Source organism: Paroceanicella profunda, from assembly GCF_005887635.2.
GTDB classification, from domain to species: Bacteria; Pseudomonadota; Alphaproteobacteria; order Rhodobacterales; family Rhodobacteraceae; genus Paroceanicella; species Paroceanicella profunda.
Genome location: NZ_CP040819.1, coordinates 323,826 through 337,522, shown reverse-complemented (window position 1 = coordinate 337,522; position 13,697 = coordinate 323,826). Strand labels below are relative to the sequence as shown.

Sequence of the window (13,697 nt, the reverse complement as noted above, 5' to 3'; positions counted from 1 at the left end):
TCCGAACCCTCGGAGCGAAACCGGCGCGGGCCCCTGTGGCCTGAGCCGCGTTCGCTCGGCGGCGGCCGGCCCCCGCGCCGGCTCCGCCAACCCGGAGATCAAGCAATGCTGATGCAACTCACCCTGAGCGGGGCGTCGCAGGGGGCGATCTATGCCCTCGTGGCGCTGTCGCTCACCGTCGTCTACCGCTCCACCACGGTGGTGAATTTCGGACATGGCGACCTCGTGATGTCGGGGGCCTTCGTGGCCTATGTGCTGGTGGTGGGGCTGGGCCTCGCCTTCCTGCCGGCGGCGGTGATCGCGGTGGTCGCGATGTTCGGCCTCGGGGTCTGCTTCAGCCGGGCGCTGATCCGGCCGATCCGCGGCGGCCCGCACATCGGCTTCGCGCTGATGTCCATCGCGCTCGGCTACACGCTGCGCGGCATTGCCCGCACGGTCTGGGGGCGCGAGGTGCTTCCCATGCCGCGGGTGTTCGACATCGACCCCATCTTCCTCGGCGACGTGGTGCTGACCGGCGACGCCCTCTTCACCATCGCCACGGTGGCGGTGCTGCTGGCGCTGTTCTTCGCCCTGCTCGCCTTCACCGACGTCGGCAAGATGGTGCAGGCGGTCTACCAGTCCGAGCGGGGCGCGCGCCTCGTGGGCATCAACGTGAGCCGCTTCCATGACCTGAGCTGGGGCACGGGGGCGGCGCTCGGCGCGGTGGGCGGCATCCTCATCGCCCCGGTCTCCTTCCTGCATCCGGACCTCGGCGCGAGCTTCCTCATCAAGGGCTTCGCCGCGATGACCCTGGGCGGCTTCGGCTCGCTCGGCGGGGCGGTGCTGGGCGGCGTGGTGCTGGGTCTCGCCGAGCAATACGCCGGCGCCTACATAGACACGGCGCTGATCGACATCACCGCCTACCTGCTGATCATCCTGGTGCTGCTGGTGCGCCCGCGCGGCCTGTTCGGCCGCAAGGCGGTGGTGAAGGTATGAGCATCTCGCCCGCCACCCTGCGCCTGCGCACCGCGCTCTTCTGGGCCCTCCCGGTGCTGGCCTGCGCCTTGCCGCTGGCCACGAACCCCTACACCCAGTTCGTGCTCAACAGCATGCTGATCTCCACGCTGCTCACGCTGGGCTTCAACATGGTGATCGGCAGCCTCGGCCAGCTCGCCTTCGCCAACGTGGCCTTCTTCGGCCTCGGCGCCTACGCGAGCGTGATCGCGATGAACGCCCTCGGCCTGCCCTGGCTCGCCACCATCCCGCTTTCCGGCCTCGTGGGCGCGGCGGGGGGCTTTCTCGCCTCCGCCGTGGCGCTGCGCGGCATCCGGCTCTACTACCTCGCCATCGTCACGCTGGCCTTCGGCGAGCTGTTGCGCTGGCTCTACATCCACGCCGACGGGCTCACGGGCGGCACCGACGGGCTCGCCCTGCCGCGCGAGACCTTCCTGGGCTTCCGGCTGGGCGATGACACGGCGCAGTTCTACGTGTTCCTCGCCGTCACGGTGGTGCTGGTGAAGGGCACGCTGAACCTGCTGCGCTCGCGGCTCGGCCGCTCCATCATCGCGGTGCGCGAGAACGAGATCGCCACTGCCTCGCTCGGCATCCCCACCGCGCGGGTGATCGTGACCGCCTTCATGTGGTCGGGCTTCCTCGTGGGGGTGGCAGGCGCGCTCTTTGCCGCGCATATCGGCCGGGTGTTTCCGGAGAGCTTCGGCCTCACCCAGCTCATCGTGGGCTTTGCCATGGTGCTGGTGGGGGGCACGGGCTCGGTGCTGGGCTCGGTGCTCGGGGCGGTGCTGCTCACCGCGCTGCCCGAATACGTGCGCGCCTTTCCGGGGATGGAGGAGATCTTCTTCGGCCTCGTGGTGATCGTGGTGCTGCTGTGCCTGCCGCAGGGGCTGGCGAGCCTGCTGCGCCGCCTCTCGCCCGTGTTCCTCGAGCGCCATTTCCGGGAGTGAGCCGATGACCGACCTTCTGACAGTCGAGGGCCTGAGCGTGCGCTTCGCCGGCCTCACCGCGCTCGACGCCGTGTCCTTCCGCCTCAGCGAGGGCCAGGTGCGCGCGGTGATCGGGCCGAACGGCGCGGGCAAGACCACGCTGTTCAACGCCATCTCCGGCTACGTGCGCCCCTCCGCCGGCCGGGTGCTGCTGCGCGGGCAGGACGTGGCGGGCGACAGCCCGCATGCCATCGCCGGCCACGGCATCCGCCGCACCTTCCAGAACGGCGGACTGTTCCCCGCGCTCACCGTGCTGGAGAACGTGCTCACCGGGCTCACCACCGAAACCCCGGGCAGTTTCCTCGACCTGCTCTTCGGCCGGCGCCGGGCGCTGGAGGCGGAGCGCGCCGCCATCGCGAAGGCCCGCGCCCTGCTGGAGCTGATGAGCATGGGCCACATGGCCGATGCAAGGGCCGGCTCGCTCTCCGGCGGGCAGCAGCGCATCGTGGAGATCATCCGCACCGTGGCGAGCGAGCCGCCGGTGCTGCTGCTCGACGAGCCGGCGGTGGGGCTCTCGCCCGTCGCCCGCGCCCAGATGATGGAGATCATCGCCCGACTCACGGGCGAGAAGGGCGTTGCCGTGCTGCTCATCGAGCACGCGGTGGAGCTGGTGATGGCCTCGGCCGACCGCATCCTGGTGATGGCGGCCGGCAAGCGCATCGCCGAGGGCACGCCCGACGAAATCCGCGCCGACCGCGCCGTGCTGGAGGCCTATCTCGGACATGCCTGACACACTCCTCACCATCCGCGACCTGCACGTGGCCTACGGGCCCAAGCCCATCCTGCGGGGCGCGGGCTTCGACGTGCGCCGCGGCGAATGCCTCACCCTGCTGGGGGCGAACGGCTCCGGCAAATCCACCGCGATGAACGCCATCTGCGGCTTCGTGCGCCCCTCCGCGGGCTCGGTCTCGCTGGAGGGCACCGAGCTTGCCGGCCGCCCGGCCCATGCCGTCTTCGCGCAAGGCGTGGCCCAGGTGAGCCAGGCGCGCGACCTCTTCCCCGACCTCACGGTGGAGGACAACCTGCGCCTCGGCGCCATGCGCCGCGGAGGGCGGGAGAGCGGCGAGACCCTCGCCCATGTCTACGCCCGCTTCCCCCGCCTGAAGGAGCGCCGGGCCCAGGCCGCGCGCACCCTCTCGGGCGGCGAGCAGCAGATGGTGGCCATCGGCCGGGCGATGATGTCGCGCCCGCGGCTCCTGCTGCTCGACGAGCCCTCGGGCGGCCTCTCCCCGCAGTTCTGCGAGGAGATCGCCCGCATCATCGAGCAGCTCAAGGCCGATGGCGTGACCCTGCTGATGGTCGAGCAGAACCTGAACCTCGCCTTCCGCGCCGCCGACCGCTTCATCGTGCTGCGCGACGGGCGCGTCGTCGACGGCGGCGACGTGGCGGCCATGGCCGGCGACCACGATGCCATCGTGCGCAACATCTACCTGTGAACAAGGACCGAACCCCATGACCGCAACCAGCCTGCACGACGATCTCGTGGTCTTCGACGGCCTCATCATCTCCCGCTGGGGCCCCGACATCTTCGCCGCCATGCGCGAGGGCGGCCTCACGGCGGCCAACTGCACCTGCTCGGTGTGGGAGAACTTCCGCGACACCATGCTGAACATCGGCCGCTGGAACCGCGATTTCGCCGCCCATGCCGACAAGATCGTGAAGGCGCGCAGCGTGGCCGACATCCGCCGCGCCAAGGCGGAGGGGCGTACCGCCATCGTGCTGGGCTTCCAGAACACCTCCGCCTTCGAGGACCGGGTGGAGTTCGTGGAGCTGTTCAAGGAGCAGGGCGTGGGCATCGTGCAGATGACCTACAACACCCAGAACCTCGTGGGCTCAGGCTGCTACGAGAGCACCGACAGCGGCCTCTCGGACTTCGGCCATGACATCGTGGCGGAGATGAACCGCGTCGGCATGCTGTGCGACCTCTCCCACGTGGGGCCGAAGACCTCGCATGACGTGATCCTCGCCTCGAAGAAGCCGGTGGCCTATTCCCATTGCCTGCCCGCCGGGCTGAAGGCCCACCCGCGCAACAAGACCGACGAGCAGCTGCGCTTCATCGCCGAGCACGAGGGCTTCGTGGGCGTGACCATGTTCCCGCCCTTCCTCGCCGCCGGCAACGCCGCGACCATCGACGATTACGTGGCCGCCATCGACTATATCTCGAACCTGGTGGGCGAGGAGAGCGTGGGCTTCGGCACCGACTTCACCCAGGGCTACGGCACGCCCTTCTTCGAATACCTCAACCGCGACAAGGGGGACGGCCGCCAGCTCACCGAGTTCTGGCAGGTAGAATTCCCCGAAGGCCTGAAGACCATCGCCGACTATCCCAACATGACCGCCGCCATGCAGCGCGCCGGCTGGAGTGATTCGCGCATCGCCCGGGTGATGGGCGAGAACTGGCTCTCCCTGCTCGACCGCGTGTGGTGACACGCCCTGCGGGGCCTGTATCAGGGCCCCGTCCATCCGCCGGCCCCCGGAGCAGGCAGTTTTGAATCCATCTCTCCCTTAAGTTGTAGAAATTCCGCGTAAACTATGCTCTTAGTTGTTTTCACACATTGTACATTAACCAGTTCACGGACCTGACGGGGAGAGTTGCCCGCAGGGGGTTTTCGGACAGTGCACTTTCATCGAAGCGAGACGGCCATGCCCCGAGAGCACGCACCCCGCCCGGCAGCACCGCCCGGCCTGACAGGGCTCTTTGACGACCATTCGGCACATCTGCCCGAGCAGGACGCCCCGGAACGGGTGATCCGCCTCGCACAGCTCGCCCTCGACGTGCCCTTCGCCTGTCTCGCGCGCTGCGAACCGGATGGCAGCGCTCCGCGCGTGCTGCTGCGCACCGGCCTGCCGGACGAGGGCATGCCCGAGGCCGGAACCCTGGGCGTGCTGGCGCGGGCGGGCGGGGCCTGCGCCCTGCCGGCCGGAGTGGATTCGGGCCTCGCCTTCGTGGCCGGAGCCCCGGTGCGCGATGTCGCGGGGCGGCTGCTGGGGTGCCTCTGTGTCGCGGGCCCCGGCGTGCGCCCCGCGCTTCCCGCCTCCCATCTCGCGCTGCTCACGGAACTGGCGGCCCTTTCCGCCGAGGGTCTCTCCAAGCTCACCGCCGATGCGCCGCGCGCCGTGCCCGGGGATGCCGTGCTCTGTGCCGATGCCGCGAACCGCATCCTGGACTGGAACGCCGCCGCCGAGCGCATGTTCGGCTACACCGCCGCCGAGGCGCTCGGCCAGCCGCTGGACCTGATCATCCCGCCGCGCCTGCAGGAACGCCACCGCCACGGGCTGGACCGCAGCGCGGACAGCGCGGCCCCCCGCCACTACCCGCCGCTGCAGACCCTGGCGCGCCACCGCGACGGCCGGGAGCTGCCCATCGAGATCACGATCTCGAGCTGGGAGACCGCCGGCCTGCGCCTGTTCGGCGCGCTGATCCGCGAATTGCACACCTCCGATTGCGAAAGCCCCTCGCCGGGGCGTGACACGCTCACCGGCCTGGAGGACCGCGCCGCGCTGCGCGCCCGGCTGGGCCGCGCCGGGGAGGCCGGGCGCCCGGCGCTCATGCTGCTGGTCGACATCGACGGCTTCAAGGACGTGAACACCATGCGCGGGCACCGGGTGGGCGACCACGTGCTGCGCGTGGTGGCACGGCGCCTGCTGGAGCAGGTGGGCGGGCAGGGCAGCGTGTCACGGCTGGGAAGCGACGAATTCGCCATCTGCCTGGAGGGGGGCGAAGCCGACCTGCGCACCGCCGCCGCCCTCGCCGACACGCTGATTGCCGCGGTGCGCGCGCCGATCCCCTGCGGTGAGGCGGTCCTGCACGTAGGCGCCAACGTCGGCATCGCCGCCACCGTGCCCGGCAGCCTGCCGGACCCGGATGTGGTGATCGGCAATGCCGATCTCGCGCTGCTGCGCGCCAAGGCCAGCGGCGCGAACATCGCCCGCGTCTTCACCGAGGACCTGCGCCAGACCGCGCGGCGGCGCAGTGCCATCAGTTCCGGCCTGCGCCGGGCCTGGGAACGGGGCGAGTTCGAGCTGTTCTACCAGCCCCAGGTGCGGCTGCGCGACGGCGAGATCACCGGCGCGGAGGCGCTCATCCGCTGGAACCACCCGGAGCAGGGCCTGCTTTCCCCCGCTGCCTTCATCGCGGTGCTGGAGGCGGATTCGCTGGCCATTCCCGTGGGGGAATGGGTGCTGCGCACCGCCTGCGGCCAGGCCGCCACCTGGCGCGCGGCGACCGGGCGCAACCTGCGGATCGGGGTGAACGTGTTCGCCAGCCAGTTCAACGCCCGCGGCTTCGTGGCCACGGTGGACCGGGCCCTCTCCGACAGCGGCCTGCCGCCGGAGGCGCTGGAACTGGAGATCACCGAGAAGGTGATGCTGCACAGTGACGCCGCCCTCACCGCGCCGCTGCAATACCTGCGCACCCGGGGCGTGGGCATCGCCTTCGACGATTTCGGCACCGGCTTTGCCTCGTTCAGCATGCTCAAGCACTACCCCGCCAGCCGCCTGAAGATCGACCGGTCCTTCGTGGGCTCCGGAGAGTCCCCCCATGATCTCGCGATCATCGAGGCGGTCACCCGCCTTGCCGCGGGGTTCAACCTCGGGGTCATCGCCGAGGGGGTGGAGACCGCCGAGCAGGCCGGGCGCATGCGCCGGCAGGCCTGCGAGGAGGGGCAGGGGTTTCTCTTCGGCCAGCCCATGCCGGCCGCGGCCTTCGCCGCCCTGCTGGAGATGCCGGGGCGCGGGCCGGGCGGCACCCGCCACTGAACGGCCGCGGACGGTACGCCGGAGATGGCCCCTCGCCGTCGCGCCGGCAGCGCGCCTTCGTCGCTACACCCTGGCGGCGCGCTCTCACTGTCACACAGGTGGGCGCCCTAGCCGTCACGCCGGAGGCGTGCCCTCGCCCGCGATCTCGATGGTGATGCCGTTCTCCCGGGCCAGTGCCGTGATCGCCTCGGGGGGCGGCGCATTGGTGAACAGCGCCGAGAGGTTGGTGAACGGGCAGATGCGCACCGGCGCCGTGCGGTCGAACTTCGAGGCGTCGGCCACCAGGAACACCCGCCGGGCGTTCTCGATGATGGCCTGGGCCACGCGCACCTCGCGGTAGTCGAAGTCCAGCAGGGTGCCGTCCGCGTCGATGGCCGAGGCGCCGATCACGCCGATATCCACCCGGAACTGGCGGATGAAATCGATGGTCGCCTCGCCGATGATCCCGCCGTCCGAGCGGCGCAGCACGCCGCCGGCCACCACCACCTCGCAGCTCGGGTTGGCCGAGAGCGTGGTGGCCACGTTCACGTTGTTGGTGATGGCCATCAGGTTGCGCTGGCGCATCAGGTTGCGCGCCACCGCCTCCGTGGTGGTGCCGATGTTGATGAAGATGGAACTGCCGTCGGGGATGTGCTCGGCGCAGATCCGCCCGATCGCCTCCTTCTCCGCGTACATGAAGTCGCGCCGCGTGTCGTAGCCCACGTTCACCACGCCCGAGGGCAGCATCGCTCCGCCATGGGTGCGCGCGAGAAGCGAGCGGTCGCACAGCTCGTTGAGGTCGCGCCGGATGGTCTGCGGGCTGACGGCGAAGCGTTCGGCGAGCGTTTCGACCACGACATGGCCGGATTCGCGCGCGATCTCGAGGATCTGCTGCTGGCGTACGGAAGTGAGCATGTTCGCTTTCGTTGCTTTGCTTTCGTTTTCTATAGGGCAGTTGTGCCGGCGGCGCAACTGCGCCGAGACGTGCTGCAGCCGCGTTTTGCACTTGCAGCACAACACCTTGGCGGGAGCTTGGCAGATTGAGGCGCCGCACACTCCCGGGAAGGCACGGCCTCGCCCGGCGAAAGGGCCCGCGCTCCGAACCATTCGGCGAAATTTCACGAAGCTGTGTTGACAGACTCGCGCGAATCCGCGCATGACTAAGGGCAACTGAAGCGCAACGAACGGTAACGATCAAAAGCCGCCACATGACCAAACCCGAAAACAGCTACGATCTCCTCATCATAGGCGGCGGCGTGAACGGCTGCGGCATAGCCCGTGACGCGGCGGGCCGGGGGTTGTCGGTGCTGCTGGCCGAGCAGGGAGACCTGGCGCAGGCCACCTCCTCCTCCTCCACCAAGCTGTTCCACGGCGGGCTGCGCTATCTCGAATATTACGAGTTCCGGCTGGTGCGCGAGGCGCTGATCGAGCGCGAGACGCTGCTGGTGGCCATGCCGCACATCTCCTGGCCGCTGCGCTTCGTGCTGCCGCATCACAAGGGGCTGCGCCCGGCCTGGCTGCTGCGGCTGGGCCTGTTCATCTACGATCATCTGGGCGGGCGGAAGATCCTCCCCGCCACGCGCTCCATCGACCTGCGCACCGACCCGGCCGGCAAGCCGCTGAAGCCGGAATTCCGCCGCGCGTTCGAGTATTCCGATTGCTGGGTCGAGGACAGCCGCCTCGTGGCGCTCAACGCGCGGGACGCGGCCGCCCGCGGCGCGCGGATCTGCACCCGGGTGCGGGTGGAGGGCGCCGAGCGGATGGACGGGCTGTGGCAGGTGCGCCTGCGCGACATGGACACCGGCGCCGAGCGCATTGAGCGGGCCAGGGCCATCGTGAACGCGGCCGGCCCCTGGGTGGACGACGTGCTGCGCAACCGCGTGCGCCAGAACAGCGCCGACCATATCCGCCTCGTGCGCGGCAGCCATATCGTGACGAAGCGGCTGTTCGACCATGACCGGCCCTACATCTTCCAGCAGTCGGACGGGCGCATCATCTTCGCCATCCCCTACGAGACCGATTTCACCCTGATCGGCACCACCGACCAGGAGCACAAGGACGCGCCGGGCGCCCCGGTCTGCACGCCGGAGGAACGGGCCTACCTGCTGAAGGCCGCGTCGGAATATTTCGCCACCCCGCTGTCGGACGAGGACGTGGTCTGGACCTATTCCGGCGTGCGCCCGCTGTATGACGACGGCGCCTCCTCCGCCACCGCGGCCACGCGGGACTATGTGCTGAAGGTCGATGACCGGGATGGCGCGCTGCCCACGCTCAACGTGTTCGGCGGCAAGATCACCACCTACCGCCGGCTCTCGGAGGCGGCGCTGGCCAAGCTCGCGCCGTATTTCCCGGCCATGGGCGCCGGCTGGACCGCGCGCAAGCCGCTGCCGGGGGGGGATTTCCCCGTGCAGCAGGTGGAGGCGCTCATCGGGCGACTGAAGGCACGCTACCAGTTCCTCGATGACCGCTGGGCCCGCCGGCTGGTGCGCGCCTACGGCACGGAGGCTTTCGAGCTGCTGGGCGACGCGAAGGGGCCCGAGGACCTGGGCCGCAGCTTCGGCTGGAACCTCACGGAGGCGGAGGTGTCCTGGCTGGTGACCCATGAATGGGTCCGCTCGGCGGATGACCTGCTCTGGCGGCGCTCCAAGATGGGGCTGCGCCTGAGCGATGACGAAACCCGGGCGCTCGACGCCTGGATCCGGACACGGTGCGCAGCCGCGGCCTGAAGGCGGCACGCACGAACAGAACAATCTGCGCCGGCGTGGCCCCGAACGGGGGGGCGCGCGGAACAGGGAGGAGATGGGAATGACCCTGGTGCTCAAAGGCGCCTCGAAAGCCGTGGACGGTGAGGTGTGGATCCACCCCACCGATCTCACGCTCGAAAAGGGCACGATGAACGTGCTGCTCGGACCGACGCTCTCGGGCAAGACCTCGCTGATGCGGCTGATGGCCGGGCTGGACCAGCCCAGCGAGGGCCGGATCTTCTGGGACGGCGCGGATGTCACCGGCCGGCGGGTGCAGGACCGCCGTGTCGCGATGGTCTACCAGCAGTTCATCAACTACCCCGCGATGACCGTCTACGACAACATCGCCTCGCCGCTGCGCGTGGCAGGGGTGGCGAAGGCCGAGATCGACCGCCGGGTGCGCGAGACCGCGGCGCTGATGAAGCTCAACGAGCGTCAGCTCGAGCGCAAGCCGCTGGAACTGTCGGGCGGCCAGCAGCAGCGCTGCGCCCTGGCGCGCGCGCTGGTGAAGAACGCGGGCCTCGTCCTGCTGGACGAGCCGCTCGCCAACCTCGACTACAAGCTGCGCGAGGAGCTGCGCGCCGAGATTCCGAAGATCTTCGAGGAATCCGGCTCCATCTTCGTCTATGCCACCACCGAGCCGCACGAGGCGCTGCTGCTGGGCGGCAACACCGTGTGCCTGTGGGAGGGCCGGGTGAGCCAGTTCGGCCCGACGGCCAGCGTCTACCGCCAGCCGGCGGACGCCACCACGGCACGGGTGTTCTCCGACCCGCCGATGAACTTCCTCACCGCGCAGAAACGCGGCGAGCGCCTCCATTACGGCGCGGGTGAGAGCGTGGCGGCCGCCGGCGCGCTGGCCGGCCTGCCGGACGGCCCGCTCTTGGCCGGGTTCCGCCCCGACCACCTGCACATCGCGCGGCCCACGGAGCACGCGCTCGCCTTCCGCGCCCGCGTGGCCGTGACGGAGATCACCGGCTCGGAGACCTTCGTGCACATCGACCATGCCGGGGACCGCTGGGTGGCGCTGGTGCACGGGGTGCACCCGCTGCGCTACGGCTCCGACGTGGAGGTGTTCGTGGACCCCGCGCACGTCTACGTCTTCGGCGCCGATGAGCGGCTCATCGCCGCCGCCGCTTACGCCAGCGCGGCCTGAGGGGGAAACATGGCACGTATCACACTCAAAGACCTCGCACATTCCTACAGCCCGAACCCGCAGGCGCCGTCGGACTGGCAGCTGAAACCTACGCTGAACCACGCCTGGGTGGACGGGGCGGCCTATGCGCTGCTCGGCCCCTCGGGCTGCGGGAAATCCACGCTGCTCAACATCATCTCGGGCCTTCTGCGCCCCAGCCAGGGCCGCATCCTGTTCGGCGACACCGACGTGACGGACCTGCCCACCGCGGCGCGCGACATCGCGCAGGTGTTCCAGTTCCCGGTCGTCTACGACACGATGACCGTCTACGACAACCTCGCCTTCCCGCTGCGCAACAAGGGCGCGGAGGAGGCCTATGTCGACACCCGGGTGCGCAGCATCGCCGGGATGATCGGCATGTCGGACGTGCTCAACCGCAAGGCGCGCGGCCTCACGGCGGATGCGAAGCAGAAGATCTCGCTCGGCCGCGGCATGGTGCGCGAGAACGTGAACGCCATCCTGTTCGACGAGCCGCTCACCGTGATCGACCCGCACATGAAATGGGAGCTGCGCACCCAGCTGAAGGCCCTGCACGAGGAATTCGGCCACACGATGATCTACGTGACCCATGACCAGACCGAGGCGCTCACCTTCGCCGACCACGTGGTGGTGATGAGCGAGGGCGAGGTGGTGCAGATCGGCACGCCGGAGGAGCTGTTCGAGCGCCCGGCGCACACGTTCGTGGGCTATTTCATCGGCTCGCCGGGCATGAACCTGCTGCCCGCCAGCATCGACGGCGCCATGGCCACGGTGGAGGGCACGCAGGTGCCGCTCGCCGCGCGCTACCCGGGCGGGCAGGGGATGGAGATCGGCGTGCGCCCCGAATTCACCCGCCTGGTGGAGGGGGATGCCGGCCTGCCGGTGGAGATCACCCGCGTCGAGGACGTGGGCCGCCACAAGATCATCCGCACCCGCTTCCATGACCGGGAAATCAACGTGCTCGCGCCCGAGGGCGCCCCGGTGCCCGAGGCCGCGCGCCGCGTGGTCTTCGACCCGGCGCGGGTGAATGTCTACCGCGACGGCTGGCGCGTCGCGGGGGAGGGCCAGCCATGAACAAGACAACCAACCATCGCGCCTGGTTCCTGGTGCTGCCCGTGCTCGTTCTGGTGGCCTTCTCCGCCGTCATCCCGCTGATGACCGTGGTGAACTACTCGGTGCAGGACACGTTCGGGAACAACGAGTTCTTCTGGGCGGGGCTGGAGTGGTTCGAGGACGTGCTCTCCTCCGAGCGCATCCGCGACGCCTTCGTGCGCCAGCTTCTGTTCTCGGCGATCATCCTGATCATCGAGATCCCGCTGGGCATCGTGGTGGCGATCAACATGCCCAAGAAGGGCGCCTGGTCCTCCGTCTGCCTGATCCTGATGGCGCTGCCGCTGCTGATCCCCTGGAACGTGGTGGGCACCATCTGGCAGGTGTTCGGCCGGGTGGACATCGGGTTGCTGGGCCACACGCTCGCGGCCCTGGGCATCGACTACAACTACACCCGCGACATCGAGGATGCCTGGATCACCGTGGTGGTGATGGATGTCTGGCACTGGACCTCGCTGGTCGCGCTCCTGTGCTTCGCCGGGCTGAAGTCCATCCCCGACGCCTATTACCAGGCGGCGAAGATCGACAGCGCCTCGCGCTGGAAGGTGTTCCGCTACATCGAGCTGCCCAAGATGCAGGGCGTGCTGCTCATCGCCGTGCTGCTGCGCTTCATGGACAGTTTCATGATCTACACCGAGCCCTTCGTGGTCACCGGCGGCGGCCCCGGCAATGCCACCACCTTCCTGTCCATCGACCTGGTGAAGATGGCCATCGGCCAGTTCGACCTGGGGCCGGCGGCGGCGTTCTCCATCGTCTATTTCCTCATCATCATGCTCTTCAGCTACGTGTTTTACACCGTGATGAAGACGCTCGAAAAAGCGGAGCGCAAGTGATGGCGGCTGTCATGCAGGCCCGGCGGTTCAACGGGTCCGTCCTCGTCACCCTTCTCTACATCCTCTTCCTCATGCTGCCGATCTACTGGCTGGTGAACATGAGCCTGAAGACGAACGAGGAGATCCTGAGCACCTTCACCCTCTGGCCGGACAACCCGACGCTGGCGAACTACGCCACCATCCTGACGGACCCGAGCTGGTACATGGGCTACGTGAACTCCATCATCTACGTGGTGATGAACACGGTGATCTCCATCGCCGTGGCGCTGCCGGCGGCCTATGCCTTCTCGCGCTATCACTTCCTGGGCGACAAGCACCTGTTCTTCTGGCTGCTGTCGAACCGGATGGCGCCGCCGGCGGTCTTCGCGCTGCCGTTCTTCCAGCTCTACTCCTCCATCGGCCTGTTCGACACGCATATCGCCGTGGCGCTGGCGCATTGCCTGTTCAACGTACCGCTGGCGGTGTGGATCCTGGAGGGGTTCATGTCCGGCGTGCCGAAGGAGATCGACGAGACCGCCTACATCGACGGCTACTCCTTCCCGAAGTTCTTCGTGAAGATCTTCATGCCGCTGGTGGCGAGCGGCATCGGCGTGGCGGCCTTCTTCTGCTTCATGTTCTCCTGGGTGGAGCTGCTGCTCTCGCGCACCCTCACCTCGGTGAACGCAAAGCCGATCGTGGCGACGATGACGCGTACCGTTTCCGCCTCGGGGCTGGACTGGGGCGTGCTGGCGGCGGCCGGGGTGCTCACCATCATCCCCGGCGCGCTCGTGATCTACTTCGTGCGCAATTACATCGCCAAGGGCTTCGCCCTGGGCCGGGTCTGAGGAGGACACACGCTATGGCATGGATGGCCTGGACCCCGGAGACCGCGCTGTTCTTCGGCGTGATCGCCCTGATGCTCATCGGAATGCTCGTCTGGGGGATCGTGGCGCCGCAGGCGCCGCGCATGGGGATCTTCCACTTCGAGACCACCCCGGGAGACCGCTTCTTCATCAGCCTGCTCGGATCGGCGTTCATCTGCCTGATCTGGCTGGCGCTTTTCGGGGCCCCACTCTGGGGCGCCCTCATCATCTGCCTGGTCTGGGCGGCGGCAATGTTCCGCTGGGCCTGAACCAGTCCGGTC

13 protein-coding genes are annotated in these 13,697 nt (G+C 68.9%); 12 read left to right on the top strand and 1 reads right to left on the bottom strand.

Going from position 1 to position 13,697, the window contains the following annotated elements; all coding sequences use genetic code 11:
• The first annotated feature begins 105 nt into the window (after positions 1-105).
• From FDP22_RS19570 to FDP22_RS19545, 6 genes are all read left to right on the top strand, one after another.
• Positions 106-975, top strand: a complete 870-nt coding sequence (locus tag FDP22_RS19570; protein WP_138573443.1) for a branched-chain amino acid ABC transporter permease — start codon at positions 106-108, stop codon at positions 973-975.
• The gene (locus FDP22_RS19565; protein WP_138573445.1) at positions 972-1,940 is read left to right on the top strand and encodes a branched-chain amino acid ABC transporter permease; all 969 of its coding nucleotides are present in this window, start codon (positions 972-974) and stop codon (positions 1,938-1,940) included. The genes FDP22_RS19570 and FDP22_RS19565 overlap by 4 nt, the downstream gene beginning before the upstream one ends.
• Before the next feature lie 4 nt (positions 1,941-1,944).
• Complete coding sequence (locus tag FDP22_RS19560) at positions 1,945-2,709, top strand: ABC transporter ATP-binding protein (RefSeq protein ID WP_138573447.1); 765 nt, start codon at positions 1,945-1,947, stop codon at positions 2,707-2,709.
• Entirely contained in the window at positions 2,702-3,415 is a 714-nt protein-coding gene (locus tag FDP22_RS19555) for an ABC transporter ATP-binding protein (protein WP_138573449.1), read from the top strand. The genes FDP22_RS19560 and FDP22_RS19555 overlap by 8 nt, the downstream gene beginning before the upstream one ends.
• 16 nt (positions 3,416-3,431) lie before the next feature.
• Positions 3,432-4,406 carry a dipeptidase gene (locus FDP22_RS19550; RefSeq protein WP_138573451.1) on the top strand — a complete coding sequence of 325 codons (975 nt, stop codon included), beginning with the start codon at positions 3,432-3,434 and terminating at the stop codon, positions 4,404-4,406.
• A 216-nt stretch (positions 4,407-4,622) separates the two neighbouring features.
• Positions 4,623-6,737, top strand: a complete 2,115-nt coding sequence (locus tag FDP22_RS19545; RefSeq protein WP_138573453.1) for a putative bifunctional diguanylate cyclase/phosphodiesterase — start codon at positions 4,623-4,625, stop codon at positions 6,735-6,737.
• Positions 6,738-6,851: 114 nt separating this feature from the next.
• Here FDP22_RS19545 and FDP22_RS19540 read toward each other — a convergent pair whose 3' ends face one another.
• Positions 6,852-7,631 carry a DeoR/GlpR family DNA-binding transcription regulator gene (locus FDP22_RS19540; protein ID WP_138573455.1) on the bottom strand — a complete coding sequence of 260 codons (780 nt, stop codon included), beginning with the start codon at positions 7,629-7,631 and terminating at the stop codon, positions 6,852-6,854.
• Positions 7,632-7,924: 293 nt separating this feature from the next.
• Between FDP22_RS19540 and glpD the strand changes: the two genes are divergently transcribed.
• From glpD to FDP22_RS19510, 6 genes are all read left to right on the top strand, one after another.
• A complete protein-coding gene (gene glpD / locus FDP22_RS19535; RefSeq protein WP_138573457.1) occupies positions 7,925-9,442 on the top strand; it encodes a glycerol-3-phosphate dehydrogenase in 1,518 nt (505 codons plus the stop codon).
• Positions 9,443-9,521: 79 nt separating this feature from the next.
• A complete protein-coding gene (locus tag FDP22_RS19530) occupies positions 9,522-10,613 on the top strand; it encodes an ABC transporter ATP-binding protein (protein WP_138573459.1) in 1,092 nt (363 codons plus the stop codon).
• 9 nt (positions 10,614-10,622) lie between these two features.
• On the top strand, positions 10,623-11,705 hold the full coding sequence (locus FDP22_RS19525) for an ABC transporter ATP-binding protein (RefSeq protein WP_138573461.1): 1,083 nt from the start codon (positions 10,623-10,625) through the stop codon (positions 11,703-11,705).
• Positions 11,702-12,574 carry a carbohydrate ABC transporter permease gene (locus tag FDP22_RS19520; protein ID WP_138573463.1) on the top strand — a complete coding sequence of 291 codons (873 nt, stop codon included), beginning with the start codon at positions 11,702-11,704 and terminating at the stop codon, positions 12,572-12,574. Before FDP22_RS19525 ends, FDP22_RS19520 begins: the two co-directional genes overlap by 4 nt.
• A complete protein-coding gene (locus FDP22_RS19515) occupies positions 12,574-13,398 on the top strand; it encodes a carbohydrate ABC transporter permease (RefSeq protein ID WP_138573465.1) in 825 nt (274 codons plus the stop codon). Before FDP22_RS19520 ends, FDP22_RS19515 begins: the two co-directional genes overlap by 1 nt.
• A 14-nt stretch (positions 13,399-13,412) precedes the next feature.
• Entirely contained in the window at positions 13,413-13,685 is a 273-nt protein-coding gene (locus FDP22_RS19510) for a DUF2160 domain-containing protein (RefSeq protein WP_138573467.1), read from the top strand.
• The last annotated feature ends 12 nt before the right edge of the window (positions 13,686-13,697 follow it).

Coding starts and splice junctions, on each gene's coding strand:
- FDP22_RS19545 (WP_138573453.1), top strand. CDS start 4,623: ATGCCCCGAGAGCACGCACCCCGCCCGGCAGCACCGCCCGGCCTGACA.
- FDP22_RS19570 (WP_138573443.1), top strand. CDS start 106: ATGCTGATGCAACTCACCCTGAGCGGGGCGTCGCAGGGGGCGATCTAT.
- FDP22_RS19565 (WP_138573445.1), top strand. CDS start 972: ATGAGCATCTCGCCCGCCACCCTGCGCCTGCGCACCGCGCTCTTCTGG.
- FDP22_RS19560 (WP_138573447.1), top strand. CDS start 1,945: ATGACCGACCTTCTGACAGTCGAGGGCCTGAGCGTGCGCTTCGCCGGC.
- FDP22_RS19555 (WP_138573449.1), top strand. CDS start 2,702: ATGCCTGACACACTCCTCACCATCCGCGACCTGCACGTGGCCTACGGG.
- FDP22_RS19515 (WP_138573465.1), top strand. CDS start 12,574: ATGGCGGCTGTCATGCAGGCCCGGCGGTTCAACGGGTCCGTCCTCGTC.
- FDP22_RS19510 (WP_138573467.1), top strand. CDS start 13,413: ATGGCATGGATGGCCTGGACCCCGGAGACCGCGCTGTTCTTCGGCGTG.
- FDP22_RS19550 (WP_138573451.1), top strand. CDS start 3,432: ATGACCGCAACCAGCCTGCACGACGATCTCGTGGTCTTCGACGGCCTC.
- FDP22_RS19520 (WP_138573463.1), top strand. CDS start 11,702: ATGAACAAGACAACCAACCATCGCGCCTGGTTCCTGGTGCTGCCCGTG.
- glpD (WP_138573457.1), top strand. CDS start 7,925: ATGACCAAACCCGAAAACAGCTACGATCTCCTCATCATAGGCGGCGGC.
- FDP22_RS19530 (WP_138573459.1), top strand. CDS start 9,522: ATGACCCTGGTGCTCAAAGGCGCCTCGAAAGCCGTGGACGGTGAGGTG.
- FDP22_RS19525 (WP_138573461.1), top strand. CDS start 10,623: ATGGCACGTATCACACTCAAAGACCTCGCACATTCCTACAGCCCGAAC.
- FDP22_RS19540 (WP_138573455.1), bottom strand. CDS start 7,631: ATGCTCACTTCCGTACGCCAGCAGCAGATCCTCGAGATCGCGCGCGAA.